The 14,288-nt window shown below is 42.0% G+C and carries 11 protein-coding genes; 10 read left to right on the top strand and 1 reads right to left on the bottom strand.

Translation table 11 applies throughout. The features are described from left to right. Window positions 1-150 precede the first annotated feature (150 nt). The 10 genes from ppk1 to BW976_RS02990 all read left to right on the top strand — a co-directional run bounded on the left by ppk1 (window position 151) and on the right by BW976_RS02990 (window position 12,944). Complete coding sequence (ppk1, locus tag BW976_RS03035; RefSeq protein ID WP_076370227.1) at window positions 151-2,196, top strand: polyphosphate kinase 1; 2,046 nt, start codon at window positions 151-153, stop codon at window positions 2,194-2,196. A 1-nt stretch (window position 2,197) separates the two neighbouring features. Continuing rightward, window positions 2,198-3,073 (top strand): Ppx/GppA phosphatase family protein, encoded by an 876-nt coding sequence (locus tag BW976_RS03030; RefSeq protein ID WP_076370225.1) that lies wholly within the window; start codon window positions 2,198-2,200, stop codon window positions 3,071-3,073. A gap of 176 nt (window positions 3,074-3,249) precedes the next feature. Continuing rightward, entirely contained in the window at window positions 3,250-3,819 is a 570-nt protein-coding gene (locus BW976_RS03025; RefSeq protein WP_076370223.1) for a UbiX family flavin prenyltransferase, read from the top strand. A gap of 208 nt (window positions 3,820-4,027) precedes the next feature. Then, window positions 4,028-5,803: an amylo-alpha-1,6-glucosidase gene (locus BW976_RS03020; protein ID WP_084192039.1), complete on the top strand. Its 1,776-nt coding sequence runs from the start codon at window positions 4,028-4,030 to the stop codon at window positions 5,801-5,803. Between the two features lie 240 nt (window positions 5,804-6,043). Continuing rightward, window positions 6,044-6,499: a MarR family winged helix-turn-helix transcriptional regulator gene (locus BW976_RS03015; RefSeq protein WP_076370222.1), complete on the top strand. Its 456-nt coding sequence runs from the start codon at window positions 6,044-6,046 to the stop codon at window positions 6,497-6,499. Window positions 6,500-6,506: 7 nt separating this feature from the next. Further along, the gene (gene ppsA, locus BW976_RS03010; protein ID WP_076370649.1) at window positions 6,507-9,122 is read left to right on the top strand and encodes a phosphoenolpyruvate synthase; all 2,616 of its coding nucleotides are present in this window, start codon (window positions 6,507-6,509) and stop codon (window positions 9,120-9,122) included. A 180-nt stretch (window positions 9,123-9,302) separates the two neighbouring features. Then, a complete protein-coding gene (locus BW976_RS03005; RefSeq protein ID WP_076370221.1) occupies window positions 9,303-10,118 on the top strand; it encodes an SDR family oxidoreductase in 816 nt (271 codons plus the stop codon). Window positions 10,119-10,162: 44 nt separating this feature from the next. After that, window positions 10,163-11,065, top strand: coding sequence for a helix-turn-helix domain-containing protein (locus BW976_RS03000; protein WP_076370219.1), 903 nt, complete (start codon window positions 10,163-10,165; stop codon window positions 11,063-11,065). A gap of 199 nt (window positions 11,066-11,264) precedes the next feature. Then, window positions 11,265-11,966 carry an alpha/beta hydrolase gene (locus tag BW976_RS02995; protein WP_084192038.1) on the top strand — a complete coding sequence of 234 codons (702 nt, stop codon included), beginning with the start codon at window positions 11,265-11,267 and terminating at the stop codon, window positions 11,964-11,966. Between the two features lie 264 nt (window positions 11,967-12,230). After that, window positions 12,231-12,944, top strand: a complete 714-nt coding sequence (locus BW976_RS02990) for a TylF/MycF/NovP-related O-methyltransferase (protein ID WP_076370215.1) — start codon at window positions 12,231-12,233, stop codon at window positions 12,942-12,944. A gap of 80 nt (window positions 12,945-13,024) precedes the next feature. Here the strand turns inward: BW976_RS02990 and BW976_RS02985 are convergent, their stop codons facing one another. After that, window positions 13,025-14,014, bottom strand: a complete 990-nt coding sequence (locus tag BW976_RS02985) for a nucleoside hydrolase (RefSeq protein WP_076370213.1) — start codon at window positions 14,012-14,014, stop codon at window positions 13,025-13,027. Window positions 14,015-14,288 lie beyond the last annotated feature (274 nt).

The raw sequence follows: 14,288 nt of genomic DNA, 5'->3' as shown, positions 1-14,288 counted from the left end.
GTACAACCATGAACCATCAACTATGAACTATTATCTTCCTTGTGTAATAAATAATAATGAATAAAAACTCGTTAAATGCTAATGAGTTAATATTAAGTTAACAAATAAATAAGCAGTTTTGTAAAAGTGAGCCCCGGGCGGGCAATTTATATGGATAAACAGGTTCCTTTAATAAACAGAGAAATAAGTTGGTTATATTTTAACGATAGGGTTTTGCAGGAAGCTGCCGACCCAACTGTTCCGCTAATTGAACGGGTAAGGTTTTTAGCCATATTTTCATCCAATCTGGATGAATTTTATCGTGTGCGGGTAGCCACTATGAGCCGTCTGGCCAACCTGAACGAAAAATCAAAAGAAATACTGGGCTACAATCCCAAAAAGATCTTGAATCAGATTAAAAATCTGGTTGTAAAGCAAGAGCGTAAATTCAATAACCTTTACGAAAATATCATTGTAAAGGAGCTTGCCGAAGAAAAGATATTTCTGCTGAATGATAAGCAGCTTAACGTAACCCGTGGCGCCTTTGTTAAAACCTACTTCAGGGAAAAGCTACTGGCTACGTTGGTACCCATCATGTTGGATGATACCATGCCGCTGCCCGAGCTGCGCGACAGGGCCATTTACTTTTTTGTAAAGCTCACCAAAAACAAAAAATCAAGGTTCGCGCTGATTGAATTTCCTGACAACCTTTCGAGGTTTGTGGCCTTGCCCGAAACTAATAACCTAAAATTTATTATCCTGCTGGATGATATCATCAGGTATAGCCTGGAGGATATATTCTTTATTTTTAACCATGACACCATTGAGGCTTATTCCCTGCAGCTCACCCGGGATGCGGAACTTGATCTGGATAAGGAAGTAAGCGAAAAGTTTATCGATTCGTTATCTAAAAGTCTGCAAAAACGTAAAAAGGGTAAGCCCATGCGTTTGCTGTATGATAGCGATATGCCGCTGGATATGTTAAAGTACCTGGTGAATAGGATGGGGCTGCATGGCGAAAGCCTGATACCCGGTAACCGATACCACAACTTTAAAAATTTCATTTCGTTCCCTAATGTGGGCCGGCCCGAGCTGGAATATCCTAAATATCCGCCATTACCGGTTGAGGATCTGTCATTTGGTAAAAGTTTGATTGGCCTGATTGCCAAACGCGATTACCTGGTAAGTACCCCTTACCAATCGTTTGATTATATTATCCACTTTTTGCGCGAAGCGGCCATCGATCCCAAAGTACGGGAGATCAGCATTGCCGTATACCGCCTGGCCGAAAACTCCCGGGTGATACACGCGCTCATCAACGCTGCCAAAAACGGTAAAAAAGTAAACTGCCTGGTTGAACTGCGGGCAAGGTTTGATGAGCAAAACAATATTTTCTGGAGTAACAGGCTCGAGGAGGAAGGTGTAAACGTATTATATGGCGTGGCCGGTTACAAGGTACACTCTAAAATATGTTTGGTTACCCGTTTAGAGAAAAGGAAGCTGGCTTATTACGCTTGTCTTTCAACCGGTAATTTCAACGAAAAAACTGCCCGTATATACGCTGATCATACGCTGTTTACGGCTAACCCTAAGATCACAGGCGATCTGGTAGTGGTTTTTAGAGCCTTATATAAAAATGCCTTACCAAAAGGCCTGAAGAATTTGATAGTATCGCCAATTGATTCCCGGCCGGCTATTTATAAGCTGATTGATACCGAGATCAAGAATGCCAAGGCGGGTAAAAAGGCTTACATGATATTAAAAATGAACAGCCTTGCTGATGAGGACCTGATTACTAAGCTTTACACCGCCAGCAATGCCGGCGTTAAAATCAAGATGATTATCCGCGGAATGTGTTGCCTGATACCAGGTGTAAAAGGATACAGCGAAAATATCGAGGTGATTAGTATCGTAGATAAATACCTGGAACATGCCCGTGTACATATTTACTGCAACGGAGGCAATGAACTGTTGTATCTGACATCGGCCGATTTCATGACCCGTAACATTGATAACCGCATCGAGGTTGGTTTCCCGGTATATGACGAGCAGTTACGCAAGGAGATCAGGGATATGATTGATATCCAACTGCATGATAATACCAAGGCCCGCGAAATAAACAGCCAAAACAATAACAAGTACCATAAAACTCACTCTGCCGAGTCGCACCGCGCACAGATTGAGATATATAATTATCTAAAAGCTAAAAATAAATAAATTGAGATACGCTGCTATAGACATAGGTTCAAACGCCGTGAGGCTTTTGATTGCTGACATTATTGAAAACAATGGATCAGTTTCTTTTAAAAAGAATACGCTCATCAGGGTGCCGTTGCGTTTGGGCGACGATGCGTTTATACAGCACCATATTTCTGAACGTAAAACCAATGATCTTTTAAAGGCGATGCAGGCTTTCCGTAACCTGATGGATGTTTATAAGGTTACTGATTATCTGGCTTACGCCACATCGGCCATGCGCGAAGCCGAAAATGGGGAAGAGGTGGCTAAACTGATTAAACAGGACGCAAATATCGACCTGGAGATCATCCACGGCTCCAAAGAAGCCAAAGTAATCTACGCCAGTCATGCCGATCAAAACATCGATAAAAGTAAAAACTACCTTTACGTTGATGTTGGTGGCGGCAGCACGGAACTCTCCTTGTTTTCAACCGGTCAGCTCATGGCATCCAAATCATTCAACATTGGTACCATCCGGATTCTGGATAATCAGGATAACGAAGAAACCTGGAACGAAATGCGGGATTTTATACGCGAGCATACCCGTGGCTTTAAACAGCTGGCTGGTATTGGTACCGGTGGCAACATCAACAAGCTGTATAAACTGTCAGAAGAAGAAAACGATGCACCACTGAGTTTTAATAAGCTCCGCCAGCTATATACCTATCTCACATCTTTCTCACTTAAAGACCGTATTAACGTGCTGGGCCTGAATCAGGACCGCGCCGACGTAATTATACCCGCCTGCGAAATATATCTTACCGTAATGAAACATGCCGGTATTAAGAGTATTTATGTGCCCAGGGTAGGTATGGTTGATGGTATTATTCAATTACTTATCGAGAAGAATTTATAAAAACTTAACGTAAAATTATTTTTACAAATTTGTTTAGTAATTTAAAAACTCTTATTATATTTGTAGTGCCCTCTCAAGGGCATGTTTTTCATAGGTAGATGTAGGGTCGGGTACTTGTATTCGACCCTTTTTTATGCCCGTAACTTTGGTATGTTTGCGTTGTTGAAGGATTAATTATGAAGAAGAAGATCGTAGTTGCCATTACGGGTGCCAGCGGCGCTATCTACGCCCGGCTGTTGTTAGAAAAGCTGAGCCAGCTAAAAAATCAGATACAGGAAGTAGCCGTTGTGATGTCTGATAATGCGAAGGATGTTTGGCGTTTTGAACTTGATAATGAGGATTTTATCCAGTACGATTATCACTTTTACGCTAAGAACGATTTTATGGCACCCTTTGCCTCCGGATCAGCCAGGTTTGATACCATGGTTGTAGTTCCTTGCTCTATGGGCACGCTGGGCCGTATCGCGGCTGGTATATCTGACGATCTGATCACCCGTGCCGCCGATGTGATACTCAAAGAACGCCGTAAACTCATCCTGGTGGCCCGTGATACCCCTTTAAACCTCATCCACATCCGTAACATGGAAACGGTGACCGAAGCCGGTGGTATCATTTGCCCGGCTATCCCATCATACTACAGCAAACCCAAAACCATCGAAGAACTGGCCATGACTGTAGTGAATCGCGTAATTGACCTCATCGGCCTGGAAAACGAAAGCTACCGCTGGAGTGAGGATAAAGCGTAATCGCTTTTGCCCGCATATTGTCTTTAAAAAAAATTACAAAAATCTATCAATGTCATAAAAACTAAATGATTTGATATATCTTTAACATCGCTTCGTAATCGATTGTATTTGATGATAATCGCACGAAAGATCTTTTTGAAATCGATAAAAATCAATTGGGAATTTTTTTGATCGGATTGCTTTAAGCTTATTATAAAATTTTTGAAGAATGTATCACAAAAATAAAATCTGTGTTATTAAAGTAGTTTATAGTCTTTTGTCAATGGTGCTGTTTACTACAGTTGCCGCCTATGGGCAAAATCTTTCCAATATTAAATTTGACCTTGTCAGGGTTCCTTTCAGTCGTTTTGGTTCCTATATGTCATTATCTACACTTGATCATGATCATCATAACACGAAGGAAATACATTTATGTGATTTGTCTGGTGCAAAGGTTTTTTCCAATAATACAGTGCTTACGATAGCGCCCTGGCATGAGCAGCAAACAGTGCCCGTAAAATACGAAGCAACACCTTTGCAGGTACAAGGCAAAACTACCCTCGGCACACTTACTTTTTATTTTGAAAGCCCGGAAAGGCTGCATATCATGAGCGACGGGCCCGGTGTGTTCTTAAAAGGGAATCTTGATAGCAGCAATACACTGCGGGTGCCAGGATATAACAAAACCTGGAAATTAAGGGATGAGCGCATGGTACTGACCATTAAGTCGGGGAGTGGTGAGTTTAAAACCGATAAAGATAAAAATGGTTTCCGGGTAGAACCCGAGCAGGGTCATTTGGATATTGTAATAGAACAATATCGCAGTGACTGGTTGCCGGTGCAGTATAGTGTATCTTATGCCAAAAGCATGGAGATATTAAAAAAGGAGCTTTTACAGTGGGAAAAAAACACCGTTTCCGTTTCTTCGGCTTATGAACAAGGTAGGGAATTGGCAGCGTATATCAATTGGTCATGTATCGTAAAGCCCAATGGCATTGTGAGCAGGTATGGTATGTTGATGTCAAAAAACTGGATGTTCAACATCTGGAGCTGGGACAATTGTTTCAATGCGATTGCTTTAAGCTATCACCAACCAAAACTATCCTGGGCTCAACTCATGGTAGTGTTTGATCAGCAAGATTCTACGGGTGCTTTGCCCGATTATATCAATCCTCATCATATGGTATGGGAGTTCCGTAAGCCCCCAATTCACGGCTGGACACTTGGGCAGCTCATGGAGCATTCCCAGCTCAGTCAAAAACAATTGGCCGAAATTTATCCGAAGCTTGTAAAATGGACTAACTACTGGTTTATATATCGGGATGGTAATCATAATGGCTTGCCCGAATATTATCATGGAAATGATTCTGGTTGGGATAATGGTTCGGCGCTTGGGGTGGAGTTCCCGATTGAAGGCGCTGACCTTGCCACGTTTTTAATAAAACAAATGGAAGTATTGGCTAAAGTAGCTATAAAATTAGGAAAGCAAAAAGAGGCTGCCTACTGGAACAGGAGAGCTGACACCACGTTAAATAAAATGATCTCCAATTTTTGGGATGGAGAAAAATTTGTAAGTAAAAATGCTTTATCAGGCAAGGTTAACAAAGATAGCAGGAGCCTGATGGCTTATCTTCCTATGTTGATAGGCGACCGCTTGCCTAAAAAGATCAGGGATAAAATGATTGATGATTTAAAAAAGCCCGGAAATTTTGTTACCGAATACGGCCTTGCTTCTGAAAGCCCACAAAGCAAACTTTATGGTGCTGATAGCTATTGGCGCGGCCCCGTGTGGGCGCCGCCTATGTTGTTAATTATTGATGGGTTAAACAGATCGGGTGAAAAGGATTTTGCGCGTCAACTGGCAGAGCGGTTCTGTAATACCTGTGAGGCAGGTGGGTTTGCCGAGAATTTCGACGCCTTAACCGGACAGCCACTACGTGACCCGGCCTATACCTGGACATCCAGTACTTTCCTGATTTTAGCACATCAATACCTGGAAAAGTAACTCCCAATTATGAGGAGTATGTTATTGATTTAAGGTAGTCCGTAAATTTTAAGCTACTGGGTGATGCGGTTGATTATCGTATTCGAAACGAGCCTTTTTAATTCCACCTAACGCCCGGGTATTAATTCCTTTAATAGATCCTTCTGGTAATCTGCATGATTTTTTATTGAAAATTAGGTGGATTTTCTGCGAATTAAATATTATCTTTGTAACTAAGATATTTAGAAAATAAGATATATTATGGATAGCGAAGTACTACAACAAATAAGGAAATTGAGCCAAAACTATGCCTATACCTCCATTCAGATGCACGAAGCAGTTGCCCGAAAGGCAGGGCTTTCAGGAACCGATCATAAATATTTAGGCTTTTTAATAGAAAAAGGACAGATGACAGCCGGCGAACTTTCCACTTTAACAGGCTTAACCACAGGTGCGGTTACAGGTTTAATAGACCGGTTTGAAAAGAGAGGTCTGGTCAAAAGAAAATTTGCGGTAGACGACCGGCGCAAGGTTTTTATTGAGCCAAACACCGAAAATATAATGGCACTTTTAGTTCCGCTTTATAAAGATTTTCGGGCCAGGTCAGAAAAACTGATGGCCTCCTTTTCAAAAAAGGATCTCGAAGTTCTTGAAACCTATTTTTCGAAAGCCATTGAAATTATGAATGAAACAACAAATGAACTCAACAACAAATAATCGTAAAATGAAGAACAGTAGCTCTTGTGTATTTGGTTTGCAGGAAATCGATAAAACAAAATTGGCAATAGTTGGGGGGAAAGGTGCCAACCTGGGTGAACTCAGCAGGATTGAAGGAATACATGTACCAGATGGCTTTTGTATTTCAACGGAAGCTTTTACTAAAATGATGGAGACAACGCCATCAATTAACGAATTACTTGATCAGTTATCAGTTTTAAAGGTGGAAGACCGGAATAAGATCAATGAGCTCAGTAGCGAGATTCGCAAAGCCATCGAAAGCGCATCCATTACCCAGGATATAGCTGATGAAATTGCTGATTATCTCACCCGGTTTGACGAAAAAGATGCCTTTGCTGTACGTTCCAGTGCTACTGCCGAGGATTTGCCGTCGGCATCCTTTGCGGGCCAGCAGGATACGTATTTGAACATTATCGGGCAAGAGGCCATCCTAAAACATATCAGTAAGTGCTGGGCATCGCTATTTACCAATAGGGCGGTAGTTTACCGTATTCAAAACGGTTTTGATCACCGTAAAGTCCACCTGTCGGTGATTGTTCAGCAGATGGTGTTCCCGCAGGCGGCAGGGATTTTATTTACTGCCGATCCTGTAACCGGTAACCGGAAAATATTATCCATTGATGCCAGTTTCGGACTTGGCGAAGCCATGGTTTCTGGCCTGGTAAATGCCGATCTGTATAAAGTGAGCAACAGCAAGATTATCGATAAAAAAATATCTACCAAGAAACTGGCCATTTATGCTTTAAAAGATGGTGGTACAAAAGAACAGGAGATTGAGCCCGAACAGCAGAATAAGCAGGCGCTGACGGATGAACAGATCTTACAGTTGGAAGGCATAGGCCGAAAGATCGAGGCACATTTCGGCAGCCCTCAGGACATCGAATGGTGTTTGGCAGGCGATATATTTTATATTGTTCAGAGTCGGCCGATCACTACATTATACCCGGTTCCTGAAGTAGATGATCACGAAAATCACGTATATGTATCTGTCGGTCATCAACAAATGATGACCGATGCCATGAAACCATTGGGATTGTCTTTTTTCTTGTTAACAACCCCTGCACCCATGCGTACAGCTGGTGGAAGGTTGTTTGTTGATATTACACAAATGCTGTCTTCATCTGCCGGCAGAAACACCATGCTAAATGTTCTTGGAAAATCCGATCCGCTCATAAAAGACGCATTGACAACTATCATCGGGCGGGAAGGTTTTCTAAAACCATTACCTGATGATAAAGAAGAACCGGGTCCCGCTAAAAATGTGCTGAATAGAGATTATCAGGCGCTAAACGATTACGATCCAACAATCGTTTCTGATTTGATCAGGACCAGTCAATCATGGATAGAATCGTTAAAGCAAAACATCCGGCCAAAATCAGGACCGGATGTGTTTGATTTTATCCTGGAAGATATCCAGCAACTAAAGAAAGCTTCGGCCGACTCACAAAGTTTTGGTGTAATTATGACTGGAATGAATGCTTTATCATGGATCAATGAAAAAATGAACGAATGGTTAGGAGAGAAAAATGCGGGAGATACGCTTGCCCAATCTGTGCCAAACAATATTACTTCGGAAATGGGCCTGGACCTATTGCATGTTGCCGATGTGATTCGTCCTTATCCGGTAGTAATTGAATACTTGCAACAGGTAGAAGATGATAATTTTTTGGATGGACTGGTTCAATTTGATGGTGGGCAGAAAATCTGGGAGGCTATTGACACTTATCTTAATAAATACGGAATGCGGTGTGCCGGAGAAATTGATATTACGAAAACCCGTTGGAGCGAAAAATCAATTACACTTCTTCCCGTTATTCTCAATAATATCAAAAACTTTGACTCTGGTGCAGGCACCCGGAGATTTGAGCAAGGGCGACAGGAAGCTTTGAAAAAAGAACAGGAATTATTAAACCGGTTGGCGCCATTACCTGATGGTGAACAAAAAGCCAAAGAAACCAAACGAATGATCGACCTGATCCGGAATTTTGCCGGTTATCGTGAATATCCAAAATATGCTATAATTAGCCGTTACTTCGTTTATAAGCAAGCTTTATGGAAAGAAGCCGAAAAGCTTATACAAGCTAACGTTATTCATGCAAAAGAAGATATTTACTATCTCAGCTTTGAAGAACTGCGGGAAGTAGTACGTACAAATAAACTGGATTACCAGATCATTGACAAACGGAAAGACGAGTATAAATTATATGAAAAACTAACTCCTCCACGTATTATGACGTCTGACGGTGAAATCATTACCGGCAAGTACAAACACGAAGATCTCCCGGTCGGTGCTATTGCAGGCCTGGCTGTTTCTTCCGGAGTTATAGAGGGTCGGGCACGCGTTATCTTAAACATGGAAGATGCTGATTTGGAAGATGGAGATATATTAGTCACTGCATTTACCGACCCCAGCTGGACACCCTTGTTTGTATCCATCAAAGGTCTGGTTACGGAAGTTGGCGGCCTGATGACGCATGGCGCCGTTATTGCCCGGGAATATGGCTTACCGGCAGTTGTGGGAGTGGAGAACGCGGCCAAACTGATCAAAGACGGGCAGTGGATCCGGGTGAATGGAACGGATGGATATGTTGAAATACTATAAGAGTTCGGAGTGATAGATTGCGTTTGCGTTTCGCTGGGTATTTTTATAGGTGACCTTCCCATTTAAACAATTAGCTTTTAGGTATGTATTTACCGTGAAATTGTTAAGCATTGCGTAGATATTGTCAAGTGGGATGCGCAGATGATCCGGAACTTTGTCTCAACAAAATGATATAAAGTTATGAAAAAGACAATCCTGATTACCGGCGCATCCTCTGGTATTGGTCGTGAAGCCGCCAAACTATTTCAGCACAACGGCTGGAATGTTATTGCCACCATGCGTTCACCCGAAAAAGAACTGGAACTTAATCAACTGGACGATGTCCTGGTTACCCGCCTCGACGTACAAGATCAGTCATCCATCTCTGGCGCCATTGAAGAGGGTATCGCCCGTTTCGGCCGTATTGATGCCCTCGTTAACAATGCGGGTTATGCGTTAGTAGGTGTTTTCGAATCGGCTACCCGCGAACAGGTTTACAAACAATTTAATGTAAACCTTTTTGGATTAATAGATGTTACTCAGGCCATGTTACCATACATGCGCTTGCAGGGCAGCGGCACCATCATCAATATCTCTTCGATGGGAGGGCAGATAACATTTCCATTTGGCAGCTTGTATCACAGTACTAAATTCGCTGTGGAAGGACTCTCTGAATCACTTGCACACGAGCTCTATTCCTTAGGCATCACTGTTAAAGTGATTGAGCCAGGCAGTATAGCCACCAACTTTCGAGGGGCGGTTGATATGATTAAAAATGATATTGCTGCTTACGATCCCATATTTGCCGGTTTCTTTAATAATTATGCACAAGCTGCTTCGCATTTAACTAAAGCAACGCCCGAAGAAGTAGCACAAATTATTTATGAGGCTGCAACCGATGGTACGGATCGCCTGCGTTATGCAGTAGGTGCAGATGCTCATTTCTTCATCGATACCAAATACCAAAACAGTGATCCGGATTATATGCGGCAGATGCGCGGCTATTTTATTAAATGATCCTCTAAACTGTTAATTCGCAACTTAATAGCTAAATTCACCTTATGTCAGAATCCTATATCGATATTGAATCCATCAGCGATCTGCATGAGCTTTATGGTGTGGGTAAACCAAAGCATCCTTTAATTACGGTGATTGATCTGGATAACAACCAGATCAATCGCCCAAAGCATGCAACGACTTACCGGGTAGGGTTTTATACTATCTTTTGTAAAAAGTTTACCGGTACGCTTCGATATGGACGCTCTTATTATGATTTCAGAGAGGGAACCCTGATGTTCACAGCTCCAGGGCAAATTGTATCTCCCAGTCCGGAGTTGAATATAGAAGAGGGTTGGGGATTGTTCTTTCATCCTGATATGGTTAATACAGGTGCGTTAGGCCTCAAAATGATGGAGTATTCTTTCTTTAACTATGAGGCCAACGAGGCATTACATGTATCGGAAGACGAAAAAAACATCCTGAATATCTGTGTTCAAAACATTCGTAAAGAATACCAGCAGAATATTGACAAACATACCAATGGTTTAATTCAGGCCAATATTGAACTACTGCTTAACTATTGCAGCAGGTTTTATGACCGCCAATTTTATACCCGGGAAAAAGTGAATATCGACGTAGTACAAGAATTTGAAAAACTGATCAGGAATTACTTTGCACAGGAAACGCTGATCAACAGTGGTTTGCCTAATGTAAGTTATTTCGCCTCGCGGATGAATCTTTCACCAAATTATTTATCCGATCTGCTGCATCGTTTTACAGGTAAAACCACCCAGGAACACATTCACATACAACTGGTGGAAAAAGCTAAGGCTTTGTTATGGAGTACACAAAAAAACGTTAGTGAGATAGCTTATATGCTGGGATTCGAACATCCCTCACATTTTACCAGGCTATTCAAAAATAAAACAGGTTATGTGCCAAGTGATTACCGGTTATTGAACTGAGTATCAACGCCAATAAGCAAATATCCAATAACAGATCCTCAGGCCGCCGGCTTGGGGATCTTGTTTTTTAATATACACCCCAGAAAGAGTATCAGGGAAATAATTACAACTCTTCGGGAAATCCTTGTATTCCCTTGCCTTGGTTTAAGCGGCATCTTTGTATTGTTAAATCATTCAAACAACATTAACTCACAAAACAATGAAAAACTCAAATGTAAAGAATGTAGTGCTGGTGCACGGAGCATTCGCCGATGGTTCAGGCTTTAAAGCACTTTATAACGAATTAACAAAAAAAGGGTACAACGTATCCGTTGTACAAAACCCTTTATCTTCATTGGAAGATGATGTGTTGGCTACACACGTGGCGCTGGACAGGATCGGTGGCCCGGCAATACTTGCCGGTCATTCATGGGGTGGCGCTGTGATTACCGAAGCAGGTAATCATCCCAATGTTGCCGCCCTGGTATATATAGCTGCATTTCAACCCGACAATGGCGAATCTGCACTGCAATGGCTGGAAACGGCTCCCGCAGCGCCAGAAAACGGCGTATTGCCTCCTGATGAAAAAGGCATTGTATACTATGATAAAGATAAATATCATGCTGGTTTTTGTGCCGATATTGATGCCGATGAAGCCGCATTTATGTATGCCTCACAGGGGGCATTTTATGCCAAAGGTTTTGTAAGCCCCATCACTGATGCGGCCTGGAGACACAAACCAACCTATGGTTTAATTGCTACCGAGGACAAAAGCATCAACCCGGTAATACAAAAAAACATGTATAGCCGCTCAAACACCAAAGTAACAGAAGTTAAAGGCAGCCACGTAATCTTTATGTCGCATCCTGATATTGTTGCCAGTGTAATTATAGAAGCAGCCGAAAACGCATCAGCAGTTTAAATTTTTATTGGAGTTGCCTTCTTTAATCCGCATGTTGTTACCGACATGCGGATTTTTGTTTAAGCAGAAATTGATTTAACACATCATCGTGCCAACTGAAACAGGGGTTAAACTGCGCTTTACAGAGATATGATAGTAAATTAATATATTGGCTGTTAGTCATTATTAAATTCGCTTTTCCATTAAATGTAAGGACAAGTATCGGTCCGACGTAAATGTGCGGGCATCCGCAATCTCCTATAAAATGCACAACAATAAAACAACATGAACGACCCTATAATCGACAACCTCAAGTTAAGCACTAAATTCACTGAAGGATATAATCGGGATAAACGTGGCTGCCTTTGCGATAAATGTAAGGTATCCAGATACAGACATACCCATGAGCCAGACCTTGCCGATCCTGAACATTCCTATTGGACTTATTTAACCTATTGCATCAGCCAGGTAGCTATTCCCGGTCTTTGGTTGGAGTTTGGTGTAGGCTCTGGTAAATCATTGTCATTTATTGCGCAACAGAAGCCTAATCAAACCATTTATGGTTTTGACAGCTTCAACGGTCTTCCCGAAGATTGGGTACTGAGTACGGAAAGGGTCTATACTAAAAATACTTATTCGCGGAACGGTATAGCGCCGGAATTAGTTGCAGAAAACACGGAACTGGTTATTGGTCTTTTCTCTGAAACTTTGGATAGCTTTTGCACCAACCATCCAGAAAATTGTGCCTTTATCCATATCGACTGTGACCTGTATTCTTCAACAATGGATGTACTGGACGAGTTGTTTAACGCCGGGAAAATTATTCCGGGAACGGTGATCCTTTTTGATGAATTGTACAATTACCCAAACTATAAAGATTATGAATACCGGGCTCTCGAAGATTTTATACAATCCACAGGCCTGATTTACAATTGGATTGCCCATACAGAAAGCCCCGTTGAATGGAACGGCAACCAGGCCGCGCTGGTCATCGTTTAAGCTATAAAGAAGCGGAGGACAGTGCGATTTCTTCCCCAGGGAAGGGGAGGAAGGGGTATCATATCCCAACGCCATCCATTTTACATAGGCTGATGCATCATCAATGTATTTAAAACTGCTTCTATCTGTGGGATGGGCATCTTCAGCACGAGGTAACGGTCGCGGGTACCGGTTTTGTCCCAAAGATTGCTGCCATTGCTGTTGCATATGATTTTGCCTTTTACCACGCTAAAATACTTTTCGTAGCCACGAACGGCGATAAGTACTGCGGTTTCGTCCCAGCTCATCCGGCCTTTGGCATCGTTAGGGTCAAGCGGAATACATTTTTGGAATACATCTTTAACCGGTGAATGAACGATAGACTTATCCCTTACGACTGGCAAACCGGTATGGATTTTTTCGCCGATCTCGAACCCACTGAAAATAATAGGACCGGGCCAATTGTCGAACGTTATTTTTGAAGAAACCGAATCTTTTTCCACATTAAACTCTTTGAACATTCCCATTTTCTGGTTAAAGCAAGCAGCCATGCTCACCAAAAGTTTCACCTTCTTTTTAACCAGTGCAGCCCCGCTTAAGGGCGACGCTTTATCTGGTTTTGATTGAAGCAGGTTAGCCATATTGGTCATAAACCCGATGGTTACTATAGTTACGCTTTGGTCGGGTTGTGCGGCCAGAATCTTCCGGTAAAGTGTTGTAGCGTCTTCCGCCTCATCGTTATTTTTAATCCGGTGCGGGTACCGGGCTACAATCAATGAGTCCCATTTTTGTCCGCAGGGTATATTAACCGCTTTGCCCCGTACCACACCAATGGGAATGCCCGGTCTTTTAAAATAAGTGTTCAATACACTTAGTACGGGTGCTATGTTATTGTATTGATTACTGGCTATAGTAGCCAGGATGCGGCATTCGCCCTTATCAGCCAGGGTATGTAAAATGGCCATCGCCCCAACGTCGTCATAATCGGGACCGATGTCGGTATCCAATATGATGCTTTTAGGTTGTTGTTGGGCAAATGCAAAGGTGCCCAGCATCATAGTCAACAGTAATGAAATTATTTTATACTTCATGATGAATGATTTATATCTGTAACTGCCCCGGCGAGCTATACATCGAAAATAGTACAATTTTTAACATAAAAACTGATCGCTAAACACCGCGTTTTTACAACGCTAATAAATTGCGTATATTTGTATATACCCAGCCCGGATTCCTGTTTTATCAGGAACCCGGGCTGTTTGGTTAAGAGAAAATACAGCATAAAAACCGACCATTTGATAAGTAGTTATTTGATAATTAACTATTTAATACTTTTTAAAGCTTTTAAAACCCATCAAAAATTTG

The organism is Mucilaginibacter lappiensis, from assembly GCF_900155965.1.
Lineage (GTDB): Bacteria > Bacteroidota > Bacteroidia > Sphingobacteriales > Sphingobacteriaceae > Mucilaginibacter > Mucilaginibacter lappiensis.
Note: the sequence above shows the minus strand (reverse complement) of the source record. Positions and strands in the feature narration are given on the sequence as shown.